Origin of the sequence: Roseococcus sp. SDR, assembly GCF_019083995.1 — a bacterium.
Classification (GTDB): Bacteria; Pseudomonadota; Alphaproteobacteria; order Acetobacterales; family Acetobacteraceae; genus Roseococcus.
Genome location: NZ_JAHRCU010000023.1, coordinates 1 through 22,167, shown reverse-complemented (window position 1 = coordinate 22,167; position 22,167 = coordinate 1). Strand labels below are relative to the sequence as shown.

Sequence of the window (22,167 nt, the reverse complement as noted above, 5' to 3'; positions counted from 1 at the left end):
CCTAGTCCTCCCCGCCGCGCGCCACGTACTCCGCCCAGGCCGCTTGCCGATGGCCAACGCTGCGCCAATCCCCGGCAGCGATGACCGGAAAACGCGCTGCATCGTCCATCACATAAGCATAGGCGCGGATGACGCCCGCGGCCGTGCGTACGCGCAATACGCTCCGGCGATACATCCCGCCCGGCGCCCCGCCAGGCATCGCGTCCTCCAGCGCGTCCATGCCGGCGAGCCGTTCAATCGGCAGCTCGAGCAGTTCGCCCTTCACCTCACCCTCTTCCAGGCCCAAGGCAGGATAGGCGCCGCAATCATGCAGGCGCCCGCTCACAAGGCCGGGCGTGCGGGCGATCCCGTCCAGGTGATGCGCGTTGGCCTCTCCCAGCATCAAGGTGCCGTAGACAAAGAGGTGCCGGATGGTGAGCGGTGGTGCGCCATCGCGCGCCACGGCCTCCATCATCGCATGCGCGATGCCGTGCGTCGCCTGACCGCGCCGCACCACGCCCACATAATCCTCATGCGGTGCATGATAGCCCTGGCTCGGACCGGCATAGGTCATGACGGGCAGCACATGCCCGTCGGGAAGCACGGCATGCCGGTCGAGGCGCTGGTAATGCGCGGGCGCTCCCTCCTTGCGGTCGAGTGCATAGAGTGCGGCACGGTTCGCGCGGAACACGACGCCCTCCACGGCCTGGCCAGGCCGGTCGCGCAGGTTCAGCGCGCCGCCCCTGCGGGAAGCGGCATAACGGTCGAAGGCCAGCTCGCAATCGAGCATCAACGCGGTGGACACGGGAACAAGCTCCGCGCCGACGAAGCCCCAGCGCTCGCAAAAGGCGTTCCAGTCCCGTGCGTCGAGGTTGGAGCCGTAGCCGAAGTAGAGCGTCATGCGAGCGCTGCCCGCGCTTCCGCAAGCGCCGCGCGCTGCGCTTCCGTCACCACCGGGTAGTGCAGCTTCAGCCGCGAAAGCGCGCGGTTCATGGCTGCCACCACGATGAGGCGCGTGAACCACTTGTTGTCCGCAGGCACCACATACCAGGGGCTATGCGGCTTGGCCGTCGCGCGGATCGCCTGCTCATAGGCATCCATGTAGGCGTCCCAGTGGCGGCGCTCGGCCACATCGCTCGCGCTGAACTTCCAGTTCTTCTCGGGCTCGTCGAGACGCGCTAGGAAGCGGCGCTTCTGCTCGGCCTTGGAGACGTTGAGGAAGAACTTCAGCACCACCACGCCCTGCCGCGCGAGGTAGCGCTCGAACCCCGCGATGTCCTCCAGCCGCTCGTCCCAGATGTGCTTCGTCACCAGCGCATCGGGCAGCTTCTCGGCGGCCAGAACGCGCGGGTGGACGCGCGCCACCAGGACCTCCTCGTACCAGCTGCGGTTATGAATGCCGATCTGCCCGCGCGTCGGCAGGGCGGTCACATGGCGCCAGAGAAAGTCGTGGTCGAGCTCGACCGGGCCCGGCTGCTTGAAGCTCACCACATGGCAGCCCTGCGGGTTGAGGCCGGAGAAGACGTGCTTGATCGTGCCATCCTTGCCCGCCGCATCCATCGCCTGGAAGAGGCAGAGCACCGACCAGCGGTCCTGCGCGTAGAGCATGTCCTGCTGGGCGCTCAGCCGGTCCACACCGTATTGCAGCAACTCGGCCGCATCCTTCTTGTCGAGCTTGAGGCCCGCGGTCTCGCTCGGATCGTGCTTCTTCAACCGGAAGCCCTTGCCATCTTCGACGCGGTAGCGCGCCAGGATCTTCTCGACGTCGATGTCGAGCTCCGCGATGTTCATGCCAATGCTCCCCGATGGAACGCGTGCAGGCGCCAGGCCCAGAGGATCGTGAAGGCCTGAAGCGCGAGGGTAAGGCCCATGGCCCAGGCATAGCCTGTGGCGTGCCAGCCGCCCGAGGCGGTCTGCGGCCAGAGATCGATGATCGCGCCGATCACGTATTGCAGGATGAAGACCATGACGAGCATGGAGCCGTTGATCGCCGTCGCGACCCGGCCCGCGAACTCGGCCGTGAACCGCTGGCCCACCGCGGCATAGCCCATGGGCCCGGCCGAACCCGAGAAGGCGAAGGTGAACCAGACGAGGCAGAGCGCCCAGAGGCTCATCGGCGGTTGGAAGATCAGCAGGGCCTGGAGCGAGATCTGCACGCCCATGGCGATGCAGGGCACGAGCATGGGCGAATGGCCGCGCGCCTGGAAGAAGCTCGCCGCCTGGCCGTTGCCCAGGCTGCCGGCGGCCATGCCGCAGGCATAGGCGAAAAGCACGACGGCGCGTGCCTCCGCATCGAAGCCTGCCACATCGCGCAACCAGGGCCCCGCCCAAAGCCCCTGATAGACGAAGTTCAGGCCCGACAGAACGATGATGGCCGGCACGAAGCGGGTGAAATAGGGGTTGGTGAAGATCGGCCCGAAGGCTTTCACCTCGCTCATCAGGCCGCGCGTCGGCGGCTTCGCATGGCCCGGCGGCGCATCCGCGACGGAGATCCAGATCCAGGCGGCGATGGCGAAGGACATCACCGCCAGCACGGCGAAGCCGCCGCGCCAACCCACCAGCGGCAGCATCGCCTGCAGGGGCAGCGTCGCCATCATGCCGCCCAGGCCGCCGATGAAGATGCCGCTGCCCGTCATCGCCGCGATGCGCGCCCTGGGGAACCATTGCGTGTTCGCCTTGAGCATCGCCATCAGCCCGGCCGCGATGCCGATGCCGGTCAGGAAGCGGCCGATGCCCAGCATCACCACGCCATCGGCCAGGGCGCAGATCAGGAAGGCCACGCCCGACAGAGCCGCGAGCGCCGTCTGCACCCGTCTGGCACCATAGCGGTCGAGCGCGACGCCCACCGGCAATTGCGCCCCCGCATAGGCGACGAAGAGGACGGCGGCGAGCAGCCCGAGATCGGAAGCGGAAAGCGAGAATTCGAGCGCCAGCAGCGGACCGATCACCGCCAGCATCGCGCGGCTCGCCTGGTTCAGCACATTCACGAAGGCAAGCGGCAGGGTAACGCGGAGGAAGGTGTGCAACTCAGTTCATCCTGATGCGGAAGCTGACAGGGCAGTGATCGGAAAGGCGGTCGCGCATGGCGGGGTCACGCTCGGCATAGACCATGACGCGCAGGCTGCCCGGCACCAGCCAGCGCTGCGCCGGCCCGCCCAGAAAGATGTGGCTGATGAAGGGCCGCCCGCCCCGCGCATCCGCCCAGCAGGGATTGCCGAGGCCTTCGTTCACGCGCGTCAGCGGCGCGGCGCGCGTGAGTTGCACCAGCAGGTCATCCCGCGCGTCGGGGATGCGGCGGTTGAAGTCGCCGAGGATGGCAAAGGCGGCGCCCTCCGCCCGGCGTGCCGCGACCCAGCCGGCCAGCACCTCGGACTGACGCGACAGGTTGTCACACTCGCGGCCGCGCGCCGGATCCATCGGACCTTCGCGGCAGCCGGCGTTGAGATGCACAGAGAGCAGGCGCAGCATCCGGCCCTCCTGCTCGATCGTGATGTCGGTGCCGCGCCGCTGGGAGAAGCGGGCATTGGGGGCGAGATCCAGCTCTGCCAGATCGGCGTTGCGGATGGCGCGGATGCTGCGGCGCACGGCGAAGCCGGTGCGCTGGATGTCGCGCTCATCGGGAAAAAAGAAGGCGTAGTCACGCGGGTTGAAGATGCGCGCGGCGGCTTCCGGCCCGTCCACCTCCTGCAGTGCGACCACATCGGCATCAAGGCGGCGGACGTAATCGGCCAGCAGGGTAAAGTCGCCCGGCTGGCGCGGCGTCAGGCCGCGCGGCAGATCGGGGTCGTTCGCCGGGCGGAGGGTGAGCCAGGCGATGTTCCAGCTGGCGATCTTGAGCTCGGAGGCGGCGGCGGGCAGGGCCAGCAGCAGCAGGGCGAGCGGGAGGAGCAGGCGCATCGGCGCATCCTGCCGGGAAAGCGCACGAGGCGCGAGGGTTCGGCGGGTTCCGAAACATGCGCGCCTGTGGTCGGCTATCCATGACGCCGACAGTCACCCGGAACTTCACATGCCCAACCTCGCCAGCATCGCCGCCCTGATCGGGGACCCGTCCCGCGCCGCCATGCTGCAGGCGCTTCTGCCAGGCGAGGCGCTGACGGCCGGCGAACTGGCACGCGTGGCGGGCATCGGCGCAGCGGCGGCCAGCGCTCAACTCAAGGCGCTGGCGGAGGCGGGGCTGATCGCCGTGCATGCCCAAGGCCGGCATCGTTATCATCGCCTGGCGGGCGAGGAGGTGGCGGCGGCTTTGGAAACACTCATCGCCCTTCCGCAGGCAAGCCCGCGGAGATCCTGGCCGCATGGCGAGGCTTTCCGCCAGGGACGGCTCTGCTGGCACCACCTTGCCGGGCGCCTCGGCGTCGCGCTGCATGAGCGGCTCAGCGGCGATCAATGGATGGAGGCCGCCCCTGGCGGCTGGGACCTGACCGCGCGGGGCGAGGCGCGGATGGCGGCGCTGGGCGTGGACCTGCCCGCCGCCCGCCGCGCGCCGCGCTTCGCCTGTGACTGCATGGACTGGTCCGAGCGGCGGCCCCATCTGGCCGGCGGCCTCGGGCGAGAGGTGACCGCAATGATGCTGCGCCGCCATTGGCTGACCCGCGTCGAGCCTGGTGCCACCGACACGCTGCAACGCCGGCGCCTCGCCTGCACGCCCGAAGGGGCGCGTGCCCTCGCCACGGAATTCGGGATGTCGCTGTGAGTCCTGCAACCCGCGTGGCCGTGGCGCTGGCCACGATGACCGGCGCCTCGCAATTCCATCGAGCGGCGGTCGGCGTGATCGCGCCCGAATTGGCCGCCGATCTCGCCATGGGCCCGGCCGCGCTGGGGGCGGCGAACACAGCCTTCTTCGGCGCGCTCATGGTGGCGCAGATCCCGGTCGGCGTGATGCTCGACCGCATCGGGCCGCGGCGCCTCGTGCTCTGGCTCACAGGCCTCGCCGTGCTGGGGGCGGCGGCGCAAGGCATGGCGCAGGATGGCCCGCAATTCCTCGCCGCACGCTTCCTGCTGGGCCTGGGCTGCGGGGCGAGCTTCATGGCGGCGGTGTTTCTCACCGGGCGCTGGCACAAGGGACCGGCGTTGACGCGCGCACTCTCCTCCATCTTCGCCTGGAGCAATGCGGGGATCCTCGCCGCTGGCGCGCCGCTTGCCGTCATGGCGGGCGTGATGGGCTGGCGCGGCGCCTTTCTGCTCGCGGCCGCCCTGATGCTGCTGGTGGGCCTGATCTGGTGGCGCTTTGCCGCCGATGACCCGCCAGATGCGCCGCCGCGCATCCGCGCCGCCGAGACGCTGGGCCAGGTGCTGGCGGGGCAATTCACCGTCTGGGCGACGCCCGGCCTGCCGCGCATCCTCTCATTGCATACATTCGCCTATGCGGCCATGGCGACGCTGCTGGCGCTCTGGGCCGGTCCTTACCTGTTCGATGTGCACGGGCTGGAGGCGGCGGCGCGGGGCAGCGTCATCCTGGCCATGGGCCTCGCCGTGCCAGCCGGGCAACTGGCGGTGCCACCGCTGGAGCGGCTGCTGGGGCGCGATACGGCGGTTCTGACCTCGGCCGGCACGGTGGTGGGGACGCTGCTGATCCTCGCCCTCTGGCCGGGATTGCCGCTGGCCGCGGCGGTCACGCTGCTGATGCTGTGCTGCTTCTTCTCGGCCTATTCGATCCTGCTCGTCACGCAGGGCCGCGCGCTCTTCCCTGAGGCGCTGGTGGGGCGCGGCGTCACCACGGTCAATCTCGCGCAGGTGCTGGGCTCGGCGCTGCTGCCGGTGCTGGTGGGCTGGGCCGTGGGCGTGGTGGGCTCCGGCGAGGCCGGCTATCGCGCCGGCTTCGCCCTCATGGCGCTATGCCTGCTCGCCGGCATGGCCGGCTATCGCTGGCTGCCGCGCGGCGTTCGCTGAGAGGCTGATTCACGCCCTTGGTCTGCGACCAAGGACGATCAGGCTCTAATCGAGGACGGCGACCGCCTCGATCTCCAGCAGGAAGTTCGGGCGCGGCAGCGAATAGACGATGGCGGTGGTGCGCGCCGGGTATTTCCCATCGGGAAAATGCGCCGCGTAGATGCGGTTCATCTCCTCGAAATCCTCGCGCCGCGTCAGCAGCACATTCACCTTCGCCACGCGGTCCCAGCCCGCACCCACGCTGTTCAGGATGCCGGTGATGGTCGCCATGGTCTGCTTCATCTGCGCCGGGAAGTCGCCGACGGCCAAGGCACCCTTCTCGTCATAGGCGGGGATGCCCGAGATGAACATGAGGTTGCCCACCTTCACGGCGGGCGAGAGGGGGGCGGCGACCTTCCACTGCCCCTCGACGAAGATGTGCTCCAGCGGCGTGCTCATGCGTTCCTCACTCCACGCGGATGTTGTTGGCGCGGATCACCTGCGCGTAGGTGTCCGCGTAGCGGCGGATCTCGGTGCCGAATTCCGCGCCGGGCTTCGCCAGCACGGTGAAGCCGAGCTCTTCCAGGCGGCCCTTCACCTCGGGCCGCGTCAGGGCGGCGAGCCAGGCCGCTTCCAGCCTGGCGCGCGCGGGGGCCGGCACATCGGCGCGCGTGATCAGGCCGAACCAGCTGTCGGAGAGAACCAGCGGGAAGCCAAGCTCCGCCATGGTCGGCACGTCGGGCAGCTCGCGCACGCGCCGCTCGGCCGAGATGGCGATGGGGCGCATCTGCCCGGCCTGGGCGGGCTGGATCACGTCGGGCAGGTTCGCGAACATGAATTGCAGCCGGCCACCGATCAGGTCGGTATAGGCCTGGGGTGCGCCATTATAGGGCACATGGGTGGCGCCGATGCCGGTGAGTTCGCGGAACTGCTCGCCGCCCAGATGGTTCGAGGTGCCGATGCCATAGGAGCCGAAGGCGAGATTGGCGCCTGCGCGGCGGCCCGCGGCGATGAAGGCCGGGAAATCGCGGGCGACGGAAGGGTGCACCACCAGCACATGCGGCACCACGGTCGCCATCGCCAGCGGCGCGAAGTCCCGCAGCGAGTTGTAGGGCATGCTGGGCCGCAGCGTGATGTTCGCCGCGAAGCTGTTGGCGATCATGATCATGGTGTGGCCATCGGCGGGGGCGCGCATCACCTCCTGCGTGCCGATGACGGTCGCGGCTCCCGGCCGGTGCTCCATGATGATGGGCTGGCCGAGCTCCTGCTGCAGGATCTGCTGCACGGGGCGCACCACCGTGTCCATCGTGCCGCCCGGCGTGAAGGGGATGATCACCCGGACCGGCTGGCTCGGCGCCCAGGATTGGGCCTGGGCGAGGGCAGGCGTGGCGAGGAGCGCGAGACCAGCGGCGCGGCGGGAGAGCTTCGGCATGGCGAAATCCTTTCGGGGCGGCACCCGATCATGCTGCGCCGCACCCGCTCGGCGTCAAGCGCGCCAGAGCGGGTTTTTGCGTCCGGGCATCAAAAATGAGCGTCAGCCCTTGGGCAGCACCCGCTCGGTAAAGACGCCGCGGCAATCCATCTCGTATTCGAGATCGACCACGGGCGGGCGGCAAAACTGCCAGGTGAGGCCGTGCCGCGCGGCACCCCGCGCCACCAGCTCATCGGCCAGGAAGGGGTGCACATCGTGCACGGTATAGGCCTGCACGCCCGTGGTCTCGACCCAGGTGAAGCCGAGGGCCGCCATGCGGCGCTCCATCTCGCCCAGCACCCATTGCGCCTTCTTCCGCATCCCGGCGGGCGAGAGGTCGCCCAGCGCCACGGTGTTGTCGCGGTAGCTGCCCTTGCCCTCGGCCGATTCCCCGCTGCCGGCGACGACGAAGGAGGGGGCCGCCGCCGCATCCGGCACGGTGAAGCTGAAGGCATGGAAGCTGGGCGCGGCGGGCTTGTGCAGCTCGGGGCAGACATTGCTGCGCGCGATGGGATTCAGCCCGTCCTGGAAGATGCCCCATTCGGTCAGCACCGCGCCGTATTCGCGGTTGAAGGCCTCGAAGCCGGCCTCGGTGAAGGGCGCGGGCGAACGGAGTTCGCATGCGGCGAAGGCCTGCTTCGGGCGGCCGGCCGCTTCCAGCACGGCAGCGATACGGGCGAAGCCCTCGGCCATCGGCACAGGCTCTGCGAAGCGCACGCGCTCCAGCCGGAAGCCGGGCTCGGCCGCGACGCCGGCTGAGTACTGATAGACGCCCGGGATGAAGCGATACCCGCCCGCGCGGGCGATCTGCGTGGCCGACATGGTCCCTCCTGCAATGCCGGCCGCATGCTGGCGCGCGTCGGGCTGAGCGGCAAGCCAGCGGATGGCAATCGCGGCAAGCCAGCGGATGGGCAGCAGGCGAAAGCTCGGGCAAGCTTGCCGCGCAACACCCGGCAGGAGCCTTGCATGACCATCTCCGTTCTCGAGCAGCGCCGCATCGAAGCCGCCTTCGCCAAGGGAATCTTCGAGGAGATGGCCGCGACCCTGGGCGAGGAGCAGGCGACGGAAATCCTCTCCCGCGCCATCGTGAAGCTGGCGCGGCAGGCGGGTGCGGCCATCGCCGCCACCACGGAGCAGCCCAGCATCCAGCACTTCGCCGATGCGATGGAGCGCTGGAAGCTGGATGACGCGCTGCGCATCGAGGTGCTGCGCCAGGACGAGACGCATTACGACTTCAACGTCACGCGCTGCCGCTATGCCGAGACCTATCGCGAGATGGGCCTCGGCAAGCTCGGCGCCGTGCTCTCCTGCAACCGCGATGGCGCGCTTTGCGAGGGCTATGATCCGAAGCTCAAGCTGGAACGCACGCAGACCATCATGGGCGGCGCCACGCACTGCAACTTCCGCTACACGCGCGAGGCGTGACCTATCGCGCGACCAGCGCGGCTTCCTACGAGGCGAGCATGGGCCGCTGGTCCCGCCGGCTGGCCGATGGGTTTCTCGATCGCTGCGCGCTGGCCGCCGGCGCCCGCGTGCTGGATGCGGGCTGCGGGACAGGCTCGCTCTCTGAGGCGCTGCGGGCCCGCGATGCGACGGCGGCCATCACGGGCCTCGACCTCGCGGAGCCTTATCTGGAAGCGGCGCGCCAGCGCGTGCCGGATGGCGAGTTCCGGCAGGGCGACATGCAGTCCCTGCCCTTCGCGGATCGCGGCTTCGACGCGGCGCTCTCCCTGCTCGTCATCGCCTTCGTGCCTGATCCGGCGTTGGCCGTGCGCGAGTTGCGGCGTGTGACGCGGCCGGGCGGCCAGGTCGCGCTCGCCATGTGGGATTTCTGGGGTGGCATGCCGGCGATGCGGCTCTTTGCCGATACCGCCGCTGCGCTGTTTCCCTCGGGCGCCGCCTGGCGGGCGCGGCATTATGCGGGGCTGGTGGGCCAGCCCGGGCAGCTCGGCGGGCTGTTGGCGCAGGCGGGGCTTGGCGAGATCGTGGAGCATGACCTGCCGATCCGCATGGAGTTCACGGATTTCGAGGATTGGCTCAGCCCCTGGCGCGGCAACCAGGGCATCATCGGCCCCTATCTCGCGGGCCTCGATGCGACGGAACGCGCGGTCTTCGAGGCGGGGCTGCGCGAGGCCTGGTGCGCCGGCGCGCCGGATGGGCCGCGCAGCTTCGCGGCCACGGCGCGCATGGCGATGGGCGTGGTGCCCGGCTGACTCATCCTAAATCCCGTGGTCCATGACCCACGCCCGCCGAAGGCGGGCGAGGCCGCGAATGCGGCCCGCCGGCATTCCGGCGAAGCCAAGCGGCCGGAGGCCGCGCCCGGCGTCTGAGGGCAGGAAAAACATGCTACATCCCATGGATCGGTCACGATCCATGGGATGTGGGATCAGGCCGCGGGCGGCTTGCGCGTCCAGATGCGGATGAGCTGCCAGAGGAAGAGGCCCGCCACCAGCAGCACCAGCACCTTGCCGATCGGGTCCACATAGCCCTCGATGTGCTGGTAGCCCTCCTCCAGGATGTAGCCGAGCAGCGCCAGCGCGCCGACCCAGATGGTGCTGCCCAGCGCCGTCCAGGAGTAGAACACCAGGCGCGGCATCTCGATCAGCCCGGCCGGGATGGAGATGACGGTGCGGATGCCCGGCATCATGCGGCCGAGGAACACCGCGAGCGGGCCCCAGCGGCGCAGCGTCGCCTCGGCCTTGTCCAGGTCCTCGCGCAGCACGCCGATCCAGCGGCCGTATTTCTCGCAGAGGCGGCGCGTGCGGTCGGCGCCGAAGGCGCGCGCCATTTCGAACCAGACGACATTGCCGACCAGCGTGCCGACCACGCCCGCCACGATCACCAGCAGCAGCGAAAGCTCGCCCCGCGCGGCGGCAAAGCCCGCGAAGGGCATGATGAGTTCTGAGGGGATGGGCGGGAAGAGGTTCTCCAGGAACATCAGCGCGAAGACGCCGAGATAGCCGGCGGCGGCCACCCAGGAGGTGACGAGATCAATCATGGGGTGGTGACCTTGAAGAGGCTGAGCGTGATGGGCCGCCCGCGCGTGTAGTTGAAGCCCGCGACTTCACCGATCTGGCGCGGCGTGATGCCGAGTGTGGCGGCCTCGCGGTTGAAATCATCCAGCGCGCGATTGCCGACAGCGACCACGCGGCCCGGGCGCTCGGCCAGGAAGCGCGCCGCATCCTCGCCCCGGCGCAGCAGGCGGAGCGCGCCGCCGATGTGGAAGAGCGTGGAGGGTTCGGCATGGCTGGTGATGCCGAATTGCGCGGGGTCGAGCCCCGGCGCCTCGCGCGCCAGCACCGCTTCCAGGCGGGGCGCGATCCACAGCGCCTCGATACGCGGGAAGGTGAGCTGCATGATGCTGGCATAGAGCGGGATGGCGGCCACCACGCCCAGCACGGCGGCGCGGGCCCAGGCGGCACGCGACATCTCGCGCCAGACGAGCCAGGTCAGAAGCGCCGCGAAGGGCAGCGCGAGCAGCGCGCCCAGCGGCTCATGCCGTGTCACGAACCAGGGCACGGCCAGCGCCACCACGCCGATGCCGAAGGCCACGCCAGCGACCGCGCCCTTCATGGCGCGGATGAGCCAGCGCGGCGGCTCGCGCCGCAGCGGGTCCATGGCCCACATGGCGCCCAGCAGCATCAGCGCGGGGTAGGTCGGCATGGTGTAGTGCGGCAGCTTGGTCGCCACCGCCTCGAAGACCAGCCAGGTGGGCACGATCCAGGCCAGCAGGAAGCGCGTGACCGGCTGGCGGCGCTGCGCCCAGGCGCCGGCGGCGGCCAGCACCACGAGGAACCCCGCCGGGAAGGCCGCGATCAGGAAGCTCAGCAGGTAGAAGCCGGGCGGGCCCCAATGCTTCTCATCGCCCGAACCCACCTTGCCCAGCATGTCGTCGCCAATGGCCTGGGCGAAGAAGCGGCCCTCGGTGGCGATGCCGATGGCCACCATCCAGGGCAGCACCATCAGCAGCATCAGCGGCAGGCCCCAAGGCAGGCGCAGCGCGCGGAACCAGGGGGCGCCACGGTCGGAGATGGCGAGCGTGATGCCGGCCAGCAGCGGCACCATGGGCGCGATCGGGCCCTTGAGCAGCACGCCGAGGCCGAGGATCACCCAGAAGGCCGCGGCATCGCGCGCGGTGAACTGCTCGGGCCGGAGATAGGCCGCGCCAAAGAGGCCCATGGCGGCGGTGATGGTGGCGAGCAGCGCGGCATCGGTCTTGGCGATATGCGCCTCGACCATCACCACCATGCAGCCGGCCAGCATGGCACCCGCCAGCAGCGCGGCGCGGCGGCCCACCAGCACGCGGCCGAATTGGAAGGTGCCGAGCACGGCGAGGATGGCGCCGAGCAGCGAGGGGATGCGATAGGCCCAGATATCCCGCCGCGTGCCCAACCCCGTGGCTTCCAGCAGATGCACGCTGGCCGCCTGTGCCCAATGGATGCCGACGGGCTTCTTGTTGCGCTCCTCATCCCCCACGCGGATGTGGATGTAGTCGCCCGTCTCCACCATCTGGCGCGTGGCCTGGGAGAAGCGGCTCTCATCGCGGTCCGTCGCCGGGGTCACGAAGAAGCCGGGCAGGAAGAGTGCCAGGCAGAGCAGCACCAGCGCGAGGCGCGGCCAGGCCTGGGCACGGGCGCCGATGCCGCTGATCCAGCGGTCCATGCGGGGGAGGAAGGTGGTCATCTCGGCGCGCGTCTAGCACGGGGGGGCGGGCACGGCCATAAAGCGGGGGATGAGCATCTCTCCAGCCCGCCGCGTCGCCGACAGCCTTCTCGATTCCGTGCTGGAGCAGCACCGCGCGCTGGAGGAGGCGCTGGACGGCATCCCGGCCAGCATCGAGCCGCGGGACAAGGCGGCCGGCCACCGCATCGCCGCCGCCGTGCTGCGCCGGCTGGGCAGCCTGGATGCGGTGATGGAGCCCTTCCTGCGCCGCCAGCCCCCTGCCCCGGCCCTGCGCGCGCTGCGCATCGGCGCCGCCGAATTGCTGCTGCTGGGCACGCCGCCGCATGCCGCCGTCTCGGCCGCCGTCTCCCTCGTGCCGCGCCCATTGGCCGGCCTGGTGAACGCCGTGCTGCGCCGCGTGGCCGAGCATGGCCCGGCCGCGCTGGAAGAGCTGGATGCCGAGCGGCTGGACACGCCCAATTGGCTCTGGGCCTCCTGGCATGCCGCGCATGGATCGGCCGTGCGCGCCATCGCCGCCGCGCACCGGCAGGAGGCGCCGCTCGACCTCTCGCTCAAGCCCGGGGCGACACCGCCCGAGGGGGCCACGCTGCTGCCGACCGGCACGGCGCGGATGCCGGCCGGCACGCGCATCACGGAACTCCCCGGCTTCGCGGCGGGCGAGCTCTGGGCGCAGGACGCCGCGGCCGCCCTGCCCGCGCGGCTGCTGGCGGTGAAGCCGGGCGAGCTGGTGGCGGATCTTTGCGCGGCCCCGGGCGGCAAGACCGCGCAGTTGGCCGCCGCCGGCGCGCGCGTGGTGGCGGTGGAGCGCGAGGCGTCGCGCATGCCGCGCCTGCGCGAGAACATGGCCCGGCTGAAGCTCACGCCCGATCTCGTGAACAGCGATGTCATCGGCTGGAAGCCCGAGGCGGCCTTCGACGCCATCCTGCTGGATGCGCCCTGCACCGCGACGGGCACCATCCGCCGCCATCCGGACGTGCCCTACCTCAAGCGCTCCAAGGATGTGGCGGTGCTGGCGGCGCAGCAGCGCAACCTGCTGGTGGCGGCGTGCAAGCTGCTCAAGCACGGCGGGCGCATCGTCTTCGCCACCTGCTCGCTCCAGGCCGAGGAAGGCGAGGCGCATCTGGGGCACATCCCCGAGGGGATGCGGCTCGACCCGATCCGCAACGAGGAACTGCCCGGCATCGGCGCCGCCGGGCCGGGCTATCTGCGGACGCGGCCCGACCAGGGCATGGACGGGTTCTTCGCCATGCGCCTGGTGCGCGGGTAGTCCGCGTCAGGCCGGGCGCGGCCCGTTCAGCCGGAGCATCGTGTAGTTCAGCCAGCCGGCGAAGCTCACCCAGGCGATATAGGGGATCATCAGCGCCATGCCCCAGGGGCTGATGGGCGCGAAGGCGAAGATGCAGGCGAGGATGGCGAACCACAGCGCGATCAGCTCATAGAGTGCCAGGTCAGGCCGCTTCAGGCCGAAGAAAAGGGCGGACCAGGCGAAGTTCAGCACCAGTTGCAGCCCGTAGAGCCACATGGCGAGGCCGAAGCCCGCCTGCCGCCAGACGAGCCAGCCCGCCACCGCGATCATGATGAAGAGCACGCCCCAGGCCGGGCCGAAGAGCCAGTTGGGCGGGTTCCACCAGGGCTTTTTCAGCCGCTCATACCATTCGCCCGGGGAGAAGATGGCGCCCGAGGCCGCTGTGGCGAAGCAGGCCAGGAAAAACCCCCCGAGGGGCAGCCATTCAGACATTCTCAGCCCTCTTCGAAACCCACGGCCACGGCCTCGGCGCATTGCAGCGCCTGCACCGTCTCCGCCACGTCATGCACGCGCAGGATATGGGCGCCTTGCGCCGCCGCCGCCAGGGCGATGCCGAGACTGCCAGGCATACGCTGCCCGGCCTCCGCCACGCCGGTGATGCGGCCGATGAAGGATTTGCGCGAGGCGCCGACCAGGATGGTGCAACCCAGATTGGCGAAAAGCGGCAGCCGCGCGATGAGGGCGAGATTGTCCTCCACGCGCTTGCCGAAGCCGAGGCCCGGGTCCACGCAGATGCGCCCGCGCGGAATGCCCAGCGCCTCCAGCGTCGCCACACGCCCCTCCAGGAAGCGCGCGACTTCCAGCGCCGCATCCTCGTAGCGCACCTCCTTCTGCATGGTGCGCGGATCGAGCGTGCGCATATGCATGAGGATCACGGGGCAGCGCGCCTGGGCGATGACGCGGACCGCCTCGGGATCGTGCCGCAGCGCGCTCACATCGTTCACGATCTCCGCACCCGCTTCCAGCGCCGCCGCCATGCTCCGCGCGTGGCGCGTGTCCACGCTGACGGGCGCGGCCTTGGCCAGCGCGCGGATGACGGGGAGGATGCGCGCCTGCTCCTCCTCCGGCGTCACCGGCGCGGCATCGGGCCGCGTGCTCTCGCCGCCGACATCGAGGATGTCGGCGCCCGCTTCCAGCATGGCGTGGCCCTGGGCGATGGCGGCGTCATGCGCAGCCCCCAGCCCATCGCCCGAGAAGCTGTCCGGCGTGCAGTTCACGATGCCCATGACGAGCGGCCGCGCACGATGGCGCTCGATGCCGGCGAAGGGCGGCAGCGGGCGGGTCAGCCGCTCCAGCGCCGGGTGGTCGTCGGGCGGCACAAGCACGGTGCCGGCCGGCTCCCGCACCAGCGTGAAGGCAAAGGGCCCGCCCTGCAGTGGCAGGGCGAGCCCATCGCGCAGCGCGGCGAAGGCCGCGGGGCCCTGCAACAGGCCCAGCGGCTCCAGCCATTCGGTGGACATCACCCCGCCGGTTGCGGGTTCAGCCCGCCGCCGGTGTCGGGGCGCGGGTTGCGGCCCGCGCTCGGCACACTGCCACGCCCGGCCGAGGTCGGCTCGTCGGGGCGGTTGCGCACCACCGGCTCGCCGCGCAGGACGGTGCGGATCTCGTCGCCCGAAAGCGTCTCGTATTCCAGCAGGCCCTTGGCCAGGCGCTCCAGTTCCTCGCGGTTTTCCGTGAGGATATGCGTGGCGCGGGCATAGGCGCGGTCGATGATGCCGCGGATTTCGCTGTCGATGATCCGCGCGGTTTCTTCCGAGAGGTTCTTCGACTGCGTGACGGAATGGCCGAGGAAGACCTCCTGGCTGTTCTCGCCATAGGCGACCATGCCGAGCTTGTCCGACATGCCCCATTCGGTGACCATCATGCGGGCCATGTTGGTGGCCATCTTGATGTCGCCCGAGGCGCCGTTGCTCACCTTGTCCGCGCCGAAGACGATCTCCTCGGCGACGCGGCCGCCCATCGCCATGGCGAGCTCGGCCGTCATCTTGGACTTGTGCTTGGAGTAGCGGTCGCCGGCCGGCAGGCTCATCACCAGGCCCAGCGCGCGGCCGCGCGGGATGATGGTGGCCTTGTGGACGGGGTCGCATTCCGGCTCGTGCATCGCCACCAGCGCGTGGCCCGCCTCGTGATAGGCGGTCATCTTCTTCTCATCCTCGGACATGACGAGGCTGCGGCGCTCCGCACCCATCATCACCTTGTCCTTCGCGGCCTCGAACTCGGCCATGCCGACGGTGCGGCGGCTGGTGCGGGCGGCCAGCAGCGCGGCCTCATTCACCAGGTTGGCGAGGTCAGCGCCGGAGAAGCCGGGCGTGCCACGGGCGATGGTCTTGGGGTCCACGTCGGAAGCGAGCGGCACCTTGCGCATGTGCACGCGCAGGATCTTCTCGCGCCCGTTCACGTCCGGGTTCGGCACCACCACCTGGCGGTCGAAGCGGCCGGGGCGGAGCAGCGCGGGGTCCAGCACGTCCGGCCGGTTGGTAGCCGCGATGATGATGACGCCTTCGTTGCTCTCGAAGCCGTCCATCTCGACCAGCATCTGGTTCAGCGTCTGCTCGCGCTCGTCATTGCCGCCGCCGAGGCCGGCGCCGCGATGGCGGCCCACCGCGTCGATTTCGTCGATGAAGATCAGGCAGGGCGCGTTCTTCTTGCCCTGCTCGAACATGTCACGCACGCGGGAGGCACCCACGCCCACGAACATCTCGACGAAGTCGGAGCCCGAGATGGTGAAGAAGGGCACATTCGCCTCGCCCGCGATGGAGCGCGCCAGCAGCGTCTTGCCGGTGCCGGGCGGGCCCACCAGCAGAACGCCCTTGGGGATCTTGCCGCCGAGCTTCTGGAACTTCGCGGGGTCCCGCAGGAAGTCCACGATCTCCTCGAGTTCCGCCTTGGCTTCGTCGATGCCGGCCACGTCCTCGAAGGTCACGCGGCCATGCTTTTCGGTCAGCAGCTTGGCCTTGGACTTGCCGAAGCCCATGGCACGACCGCCGCCGCCCTGCATCTGGCGCATGAAGAAGATCCAGACGCCGATCAGCAGCAGCATCGGGAACCAGCTGATCAGGATCTGGAAGAGCGGATTGACCTCGCTTTCCTCGGGCCGCGCCACCACGCGCACGCCCTTGTCGGTCAGCTTGGAGATCATCGCCGGGTCTTCCGGCGTGAAGGTGGTGAAGCTGCGCCCATCGGTCAGCTGGCCGGAGACGGTGCGGCCCTGGATCACCACATCCCGCACATGGCCCGCGTTCACCTCATTGAGGAAGTCGCTATAGGCCACCTGCATCTGGGCGCGGCTGCTCGGGCCCGAGGGCTGGAACAGGTTGAACAGCGCCACCAGCAGCAGCGCGACGATCACCCACAAGGCCAGGTTGCGGCCGAAATTGCTCACGTGTCGCATTCCCCTTCGCCGGGCTCAGATCCGGCATATGGTGAACATGGTGTCGGCGCCCCCCGAGAGAATGCCCGGGGGCCATGAAAATCACCGGAAGGGTGAGATTCGGTGACGGGCCCGGCGAGCGGCGCGAAGTAGACTGGCTCGAAAAGTGCTGATCCGTGCGCATGGTAGGCCAGATGCGGCACAAGGGCCAGCATTCCATCGCCCTCGCGCCAGAGGGCGGGCAAGGCCGCGAGGGCGGATGCGGGCAGATGCCGGAAGCGGGGGCGGAACCGAGCCGCCTCCGTGCCAAGGGGGCGCAGCGCGAAGCCGGGCGGAGGGGGCGGGCAGCGGAACCGGCCATCCCAGAGCCCGGTTGCCGCATCCCGGCCGCCCGTCGCAGCCTCGCGGACGAGCCAGCGCCCCCCAGACAGCCAACGGGCCCCCCCCAAGGTGCCGGAACCGCGCATGAGCATGGCGGCTACCGCCCTCTCGGGAGGCGCATAGGCAGCCCCGCCGATGGCACGGATCAACGCGGTCATGACGCGACGGGCGACGCGGTCCCGCCCCAGCGCGGCGCGGTCGATCTCCGCGCAACCCTCAGGCAAGAGCCGGACGGAGGCGACCAGCCGCCTGGCCTCTTCCCCGGCATGGCGGGCACGGCGGCGGACGAAGGCCGTGGCATCGAGCGGCCCGGGCGCCGCTTCACGCAGACGAGCGCGGGCGAAACGGGGATTGTCGTTGGAGGGATCCTGCACCGGCGTCACACCCCAGTCCGCCAGAGTCGCAGCGAGGCGCGCCTTGGGCTCGCCGAGCAGCGGGCGGAGGATCAGTGCCTCGGCGGCCACCGTCACGGGCGCCATGCCGGCCAGGCCGCGGGCGGTGCTGCCTCGGAGCGCCCGGAACAGGATCGTTTCCGCCTGGTCCTCGGCGTGGTGGGCAAGCAGGAGGTGCGGCGCCCCCGCCCCGGCACAGGCGGCGAGGAGGGCGGAGCGGCGGGCGGCGCGGGCGCGTTCCTGCAGGCGGGGTCCGGGTGGCAGCGCCAGTGGGATGATGCTGGTCGCGATGCCCCGCGCGGTGAGGGCCATGGCGGTGGCTTCGGCCTCTGCCGCCGATTCCGGCCGGAGCCCATGGTCGACGATCAGGGCGAGAAGGGCGACGCCGCGCTGGCGCGCCCAACGATCAGCGAGCCGCGTCAGGGCCAGGCTGTCCGGCCCACCCGAACATCCGACGGCAATCAAACCAGCGAAGGGCCCCAACGGGGACATGAGCGCTGCGAATTCAGAGTCGGAGATGCAAGAACCTGAGGTTCTTGCAGGTGCCGAGGGGCGGAGCCCCTCCGCCGGCGCTAGCGGCACTGCCCCCGCTGCCGCGCCGCATTGGCGCGCTCAGCCATCGGTCCCGAGAGATTCGGGAACTGGCTGCGCAGGTCGTTCAGCGTGTCGCAGGCCTCGCGGCGGTTGCCCAGGCCCTGGAAGGCGCCGGCCAGGCCGATCAGCGCCTCGGGCGCACGGGGGCCGGTGCGGGCGCGGGTATAGGCCTCGTTGAAGGCGATCGCCGCATTGCCGAAGTCGCGCTTGCCCAGCAGCGCATCGCCGAGCAGCATCTGGCCGGCCACGGTGGCGGCGCCGGAGCGGCCGGCAAGAGCCTCGCGCGCCGCGGCCTCGGCGGCGGCGAAGTCACGCCGGCCGAGGGCGGCCTGGCCATCGGCCAATGCGCGCTCGGGCGTGCGGGGCGCAGCACCGCCGGTGCTGGTGGTTGGCGGCCCGGCAGGCGCCGCCGGGCGCGACGGCGCGGCAGGCGCAGCGCCCCCGCCGCCGCCCTGGCTCAGGCGGAAATCCATATCCCCGCGCAGCTTCTCGATATCCTCGGCGAGGCGGCGGTTCTGGTTCTCCAACACGTCCACGCGGCCGCGCTGGCGGCGGACTTCCTCCTCCAACGTGTTCACGCGGTCGAGCAACTGGCCCACCAGCTCTCCACCGCCAGAACCGCCCCGGGCGACCGGCGCGGGAGCCGATCCGCCACGGCTGCGCAACTGCTCCATCTCCTGCCGCAATTGCAGGATCTGGTTCTGGAGCGCGATGCCTTCGCGGCTGTCCATCTGCGCGAGCGCCGGGCCGGCGAGGGCCAAAGCGCCCGCGACCAGGCCCGCCGCGAGGAAGCGCAGCTGCGACCCGCCCTCAGCCGGAAATGCCGACACGGCCCCTCACCCGATCAGCGGACGACGGTGACGGCGCGGCGGTTCTGCGCCCAGGCCTGCTCGTTGGAGCCGAGCGCCTCAGGGCGGTCCTTGCCGTAGCTGATGGTCGTGATGCGGGTGCCGGCCACGCCGCCCGCCACCAGGACGTCACGCGCCGCATTGGCGCGGCGCTGGCCGAGGGCGAGGTTGTACTCGCGCGTGCCGCGCTCGTCCGTGTGGCCCTCGACCATCACCTGCACGGCCGGGTACTGGCCCATCCAGCGGGCCTGACGCTCGAGCACCGGGCGCTGGTCGGCGCGGATATTGCTGCGATCGGTGTCGAACAGCACGCGGTCGCCGACATTCGCCACCAGGTCCTCCTGGCTGCCGGGGCGGATCTGCCCCGCGCCGGCGCCCGCACCGCCGGTGTTGGCGCTGTCATTGTCCGACGAGCAGGCGACGAGCAGGCCCGCGGCCGCAATCGCGGCAAGGAGGGATTTCGTGGCGGCCATGGTCATCTCCTTCGATGGCTCCGAGAGGCTGGCGCCCAGGCTCCGCCTGCGGCGGAGCGCGCCAGCCATCAAATGATGAGCGAGTCCCCTACCGTCGCCACATGGCGCAATCAAGGCGAAAGCTGCGCAATGACCGCATGGTCACACTCCGTGACAGGGCAACTGCGCCAGCGGGTCAACTGATCAGCGGTGACCAGCTCGGATCTGTCGCATCGGTCGGCGTCACGATCTGCCGCTCGTTGAAGCCCGCGATGTCGATCGAGGAGAGGCGCGCGGAATAGCCCGCACCGCGCTGATCGCGGGATGCGCTCTCGCGATAGAACATGATGACGCGGCCATTGGGCGCGAAGGTCGGCCCTTCCATCGCCCAGCCCTCGGAGAGGATGCGCTCGCCCGAGCCGTCGGGCCGCATCACGCCGATCGCGAATTGCCCGCGCGAAATGCGGGTGAAGGCGATGAGGTCGCCGCGCGGCGACCAGACGGGCGTGGCGTAGCGGCCATTGCCGAAGGAGATGCGCCGCGCGCCGCCGCCATTCGCATCCATGACGTAGAGCTGCTGGTCGCCGCCGCGGTCCGAGTTGAAGACGATCTGCGTGCCATCCGGCGAAAAGCAGGGCGAGACGTCGAGACCCGGCGAGTTGGTGAGCTGCCGCTCGCGCCGCGAGGCGAGGTCCACCACGAAGATGTTGGCATCGCCGCCCCGGATGGCGGAGAGCACGACGCTGCGCCCATCGGGCGAGAAGCGCGGGCTCAGCGTCATGCCGCCGAAATTGCCCAGCACCTCCTGCCGGCCGCTCCCCAGGCTGAAGAGATACACGCGCGGCTCGTTGCGCTGATAGGACATGAAGGCGATCTGCGTCGCGTTCGGGTGGAAGCGCGGCGTCAGCGCCTGGAACTGGCCATCCGTCAGGAAGCGGTTGTTCTCGCCATCCTGGTCCATGATCGCGAGGCGCCGGGTGCGTCGGTCACGCGGACCCGTTTCGGCGATATAGGCGATGCGGGTGTTGAAATAGCCGTTCTCGCCCAGCATCCGCTTGTAGATGTCGTCCGAGATGATGTGCGCGATCTGCCGCCAGTTGGAGAGGCTGGCATTATAGGCGGTGCCCAGCGCCTGCTGTTCGGGCAGGATGTCCCAGAGGCGGAATTCGACGCGCAGCCGGTCGCCGCTCGCATCCACGCGGCCGGTGACGAGGCCGACGGCGCCGATCACGCGCCAGTCCTGGAAGCGGGGCGTGGCCGCCGCCGCCTCGGGCGACTGGATGAAGGCCGCGCGCTCGACCGGGCGGAACAGGCCGGAATTGCGCAGGTTGTTGGTGATGACCTGGGCGATCTGCGCGCCGAGGCGCGCGCCCTCGCTGCCCGTGCCCGCCATGTTGGGGATGGCGATGGGGATGGGCTCGGTGCGGGCGCGGGTGATGTCCACGATGGTGGGCTGCCCCGACTGGCCGCTGGCCGGCCAGGGCGTGGCGAAAATGCCCGGCGCCACGAGGCCGGCAGCCAGAAACGAACGGCGGTTGATCGTGCTCATGTGCGGCCTACTCCAAACCTCAGGCTCTTCTGCCCGATTCTGGGCCAAAGGTGAATCTCTCCCTGTGCGGACCCGGCATGATCGGCAGGGCCGATGGCCAGGATCGGGCCGGCACGATTGAAGAGCTTCCCAAGCGGGGGCAACCTGCGCGCCGACAGGAGATGCCCCATGAAGAAGATCCTCGCCCTCGCCGTTCTCGCCACCCTCCCTGCCCTGGCCGCGACCCAGGCCCAGGCGCAGACGACCTGGACGGGCACCAATCTCGCGATCGCCGGCAACCGCAGCAATGGCTGCGACCTGCGCGTCGTGGAGGTTTCGCATTCCGGGAGCACGCTGAACTCGATCCGCTTCGGCATTGTGAACCGGGGCGCCTCCCCGGTGCGCGCCACAGCGGAAGTGACGCTGAGCGGCAACAATCAACGCAAGACAGGGACCATCAGCGGACTCATCGCCGCTGGGCAGGTGGCGACCTTGGCCGGATTCTACCCCTTCGGCGGCTCGCTGGCCGGTTCGACCATGCAGATCCGCTTCCTTGGCTGCACGGCGGCCTGAGGCCGCTCAGCGCAGGCCCAACTCGCGCGGGTTGAAGCGGAACACCGTGTTGCGCAGCGCGTCCAGCCGCTCGCGCGGCAGGGGCAGCGGGTTGCAGCGCGGGTCGAGCAGGGCGCGGCGCGCCGCCTCGAAGACCATGCGGGCGCGGGGCTCGGTCGGCGCCGCGCCATTGGGCGTCACCTGACGCACCACGCCGGCGGCATCCGTCACCACGCGCAACTCCACGATGATGTTCTGGATGTTGGGCGCCCCGGCATCCACCGCCCAGCATTCGCCGATCTTGTCGGCGAGGCCGGCGCGCTCGGCCGCCGTCAGGTTGGCCGCCCCCTGCGGCGCGCCACCACCCTGCTGGGGCGAGCCAGGTGCCGGGTTGGCGCGCGCCGTGGGCGGCTGTTGCTGCTGCTGTTGCTGGCGCAGCCGCTCCAGCGTGTTCAGCACGGATTGGCTGCGCTCCTCCGGCCGCTGCACGGGCGGCGTCTGGCCGGTGCCGGGGGTGCGCGCGGGCTCGGGCGGCGGCGGCATGGGCGGCGGCGGCAGCGGCAAGGGCGGCGTGGGGCGCGCGGGCGTGGGCGGCGGCGGCGTGGGGCTCGGCGGTGTCGGCGCCTGGGCCTGCTGCTGCGGGCGCGGCGGTGCCGGCACGGGCGAGGGCGCAGGCTCGGGCGGCGGGGTCGCGGGCGCGGGGCGCGCAGCCTGGCTCGGCGGTGTCGGCGTCGGCGCCGGGG

General features: G+C 70.5%; 24 protein-coding genes. 7 read left to right on the top strand and 17 right to left on the bottom strand.

Annotation, left to right across the window (positions count from 1 at the left end; genetic code table 11):
* Position 1: 1 nt before the first annotated feature.
* Genes KTR66_RS20805 through KTR66_RS20790 form a run of 4 tightly spaced genes read right to left on the bottom strand, consistent with a single transcriptional unit; the run spans position 2 to position 3,876 of the window.
* Positions 2-880: a gamma-glutamylcyclotransferase gene (locus KTR66_RS20805; RefSeq protein WP_213616027.1), complete on the bottom strand. Its 879-nt coding sequence runs from the start codon at positions 878-880 to the stop codon at positions 2-4.
* Positions 877-1,770: a polyphosphate kinase 2 family protein gene (locus KTR66_RS20800; RefSeq protein WP_213616026.1), complete on the bottom strand. Its 894-nt coding sequence runs from the start codon at positions 1,768-1,770 to the stop codon at positions 877-879. The genes KTR66_RS20805 and KTR66_RS20800 overlap by 4 nt, the downstream gene beginning before the upstream one ends.
* Positions 1,767-3,005, bottom strand: coding sequence for an MFS transporter (locus tag KTR66_RS20795; protein ID WP_213616024.1), 1,239 nt, complete (start codon positions 3,003-3,005; stop codon positions 1,767-1,769). The genes KTR66_RS20800 and KTR66_RS20795 overlap by 4 nt, the downstream gene beginning before the upstream one ends.
* 1 nt (position 3,006) lies before the next feature.
* Complete coding sequence (locus KTR66_RS20790) at positions 3,007-3,876, bottom strand: endonuclease/exonuclease/phosphatase family protein (RefSeq protein WP_213616022.1); 870 nt, start codon at positions 3,874-3,876, stop codon at positions 3,007-3,009.
* Positions 3,877-3,985: 109 nt separating this feature from the next.
* Between KTR66_RS20790 and KTR66_RS20785 the strand changes: the two genes are divergently transcribed.
* Positions 3,986-4,672: a helix-turn-helix transcriptional regulator gene (locus KTR66_RS20785; protein WP_213616020.1), complete on the top strand. Its 687-nt coding sequence runs from the start codon at positions 3,986-3,988 to the stop codon at positions 4,670-4,672.
* Positions 4,669-5,868: an MFS transporter gene (locus KTR66_RS20780; protein ID WP_213616018.1), complete on the top strand. Its 1,200-nt coding sequence runs from the start codon at positions 4,669-4,671 to the stop codon at positions 5,866-5,868. Before KTR66_RS20785 ends, KTR66_RS20780 begins: the two co-directional genes overlap by 4 nt.
* Positions 5,869-5,913: 45 nt before the next feature.
* Here KTR66_RS20780 and KTR66_RS20775 read toward each other — a convergent pair whose 3' ends face one another.
* The 3 genes from KTR66_RS20775 to KTR66_RS20765 form a co-directional block, all read right to left on the bottom strand.
* Complete coding sequence (locus tag KTR66_RS20775) at positions 5,914-6,306, bottom strand: RidA family protein (protein WP_213616016.1); 393 nt, start codon at positions 6,304-6,306, stop codon at positions 5,914-5,916.
* Between the two features lie 7 nt (positions 6,307-6,313).
* Positions 6,314-7,279 (bottom strand): tripartite tricarboxylate transporter substrate binding protein, encoded by a 966-nt coding sequence (locus tag KTR66_RS20770; RefSeq protein ID WP_213616014.1) that lies wholly within the window; start codon positions 7,277-7,279, stop codon positions 6,314-6,316.
* 102 nt (positions 7,280-7,381) lie between these two features.
* On the bottom strand, positions 7,382-8,140 hold the full coding sequence (locus KTR66_RS20765) for a hypothetical protein (RefSeq protein WP_213616012.1): 759 nt from the start codon (positions 8,138-8,140) through the stop codon (positions 7,382-7,384).
* A 144-nt stretch (positions 8,141-8,284) separates the two neighbouring features.
* Here KTR66_RS20765 and KTR66_RS20760 point away from each other — a divergent pair, with 144 nt between their 5' ends.
* Both KTR66_RS20760 and KTR66_RS20755 read left to right on the top strand, forming a co-directional pair.
* Complete coding sequence (locus KTR66_RS20760) at positions 8,285-8,743, top strand: L-2-amino-thiazoline-4-carboxylic acid hydrolase (RefSeq protein ID WP_213616010.1); 459 nt, start codon at positions 8,285-8,287, stop codon at positions 8,741-8,743.
* Positions 8,740-9,531 carry a class I SAM-dependent methyltransferase gene (locus tag KTR66_RS20755; protein WP_213616008.1) on the top strand — a complete coding sequence of 264 codons (792 nt, stop codon included), beginning with the start codon at positions 8,740-8,742 and terminating at the stop codon, positions 9,529-9,531. The genes KTR66_RS20760 and KTR66_RS20755 overlap by 4 nt, the downstream gene beginning before the upstream one ends.
* A gap of 173 nt (positions 9,532-9,704) precedes the next feature.
* Here the strand turns inward: KTR66_RS20755 and KTR66_RS20750 are convergent, their stop codons facing one another.
* The gene (locus KTR66_RS20750) at positions 9,705-10,316 is read right to left on the bottom strand and encodes a DedA family protein (RefSeq protein ID WP_213616006.1); all 612 of its coding nucleotides are present in this window, start codon (positions 10,314-10,316) and stop codon (positions 9,705-9,707) included.
* A complete protein-coding gene (locus KTR66_RS20745; protein ID WP_249732303.1) occupies positions 10,313-12,001 on the bottom strand; it encodes a glycosyltransferase family 39 protein in 1,689 nt (562 codons plus the stop codon). The genes KTR66_RS20750 and KTR66_RS20745 overlap by 4 nt, the downstream gene beginning before the upstream one ends.
* 49 nt (positions 12,002-12,050) lie before the next feature.
* Here KTR66_RS20745 and KTR66_RS20740 point away from each other — a divergent pair, with 49 nt between their 5' ends.
* Positions 12,051-13,268 (top strand): RsmB/NOP family class I SAM-dependent RNA methyltransferase, encoded by a 1,218-nt coding sequence (locus KTR66_RS20740; RefSeq protein ID WP_213616004.1) that lies wholly within the window; start codon positions 12,051-12,053, stop codon positions 13,266-13,268.
* A gap of 6 nt (positions 13,269-13,274) precedes the next feature.
* On the opposite strand, the gene KTR66_RS20735 is transcribed toward KTR66_RS20740, so the two are convergent.
* From KTR66_RS20735 to tolB, 7 genes are all read right to left on the bottom strand, one after another.
* Positions 13,275-13,739, bottom strand: a complete 465-nt coding sequence (locus tag KTR66_RS20735; RefSeq protein ID WP_213616002.1) for a TspO/MBR family protein — start codon at positions 13,737-13,739, stop codon at positions 13,275-13,277.
* Between the two features lie 2 nt (positions 13,740-13,741).
* On the bottom strand, positions 13,742-14,767 hold the full coding sequence (folP, locus tag KTR66_RS20730) for a dihydropteroate synthase (RefSeq protein ID WP_213616000.1): 1,026 nt from the start codon (positions 14,765-14,767) through the stop codon (positions 13,742-13,744).
* On the bottom strand, positions 14,767-16,689 hold the full coding sequence (gene ftsH, locus KTR66_RS20725) for an ATP-dependent zinc metalloprotease FtsH (RefSeq protein ID WP_371819186.1): 1,923 nt from the start codon (positions 16,687-16,689) through the stop codon (positions 14,767-14,769). Before ftsH ends, folP begins: the two co-directional genes overlap by 1 nt.
* On the bottom strand, positions 16,686-17,942 hold the full coding sequence (gene tilS, locus KTR66_RS20720; protein WP_213615996.1) for a tRNA lysidine(34) synthetase TilS: 1,257 nt from the start codon (positions 17,940-17,942) through the stop codon (positions 16,686-16,688). The genes ftsH and tilS overlap by 4 nt, the downstream gene beginning before the upstream one ends.
* Before the next feature lie 80 nt (positions 17,943-18,022).
* Positions 18,023-18,874: a hypothetical protein gene (locus KTR66_RS20715; RefSeq protein ID WP_371819185.1), complete on the bottom strand. Its 852-nt coding sequence runs from the start codon at positions 18,872-18,874 to the stop codon at positions 18,023-18,025.
* Between the two features lie 14 nt (positions 18,875-18,888).
* Positions 18,889-19,365 (bottom strand): peptidoglycan-associated lipoprotein Pal, encoded by a 477-nt coding sequence (gene pal, locus KTR66_RS20710; RefSeq protein WP_213615994.1) that lies wholly within the window; start codon positions 19,363-19,365, stop codon positions 18,889-18,891.
* Between the two features lie 175 nt (positions 19,366-19,540).
* Entirely contained in the window at positions 19,541-20,893 is a 1,353-nt protein-coding gene (tolB, locus tag KTR66_RS20705) for a Tol-Pal system beta propeller repeat protein TolB (RefSeq protein ID WP_213615992.1), read from the bottom strand.
* Between the two features lie 168 nt (positions 20,894-21,061).
* Between tolB and KTR66_RS20700 the strand changes: the two genes are divergently transcribed.
* Positions 21,062-21,445: a hypothetical protein gene (locus KTR66_RS20700; protein ID WP_213615990.1), complete on the top strand. Its 384-nt coding sequence runs from the start codon at positions 21,062-21,064 to the stop codon at positions 21,443-21,445.
* A gap of 6 nt (positions 21,446-21,451) precedes the next feature.
* On the opposite strand, the gene KTR66_RS20695 is transcribed toward KTR66_RS20700, so the two are convergent.
* The gene (locus tag KTR66_RS20695; protein ID WP_213615988.1) at positions 21,452-21,883 is read right to left on the bottom strand and encodes a hypothetical protein; all 432 of its coding nucleotides are present in this window, start codon (positions 21,881-21,883) and stop codon (positions 21,452-21,454) included.
* Between KTR66_RS20695 and KTR66_RS20690 the strand changes: the two genes are divergently transcribed.
* Positions 21,873-22,167, top strand: a 295-nt coding sequence (locus KTR66_RS20690) for a hypothetical protein (protein WP_213615986.1), incomplete at its 3' end; no start/stop codon positions are given. The genes KTR66_RS20695 and KTR66_RS20690 overlap by 11 nt on opposite strands.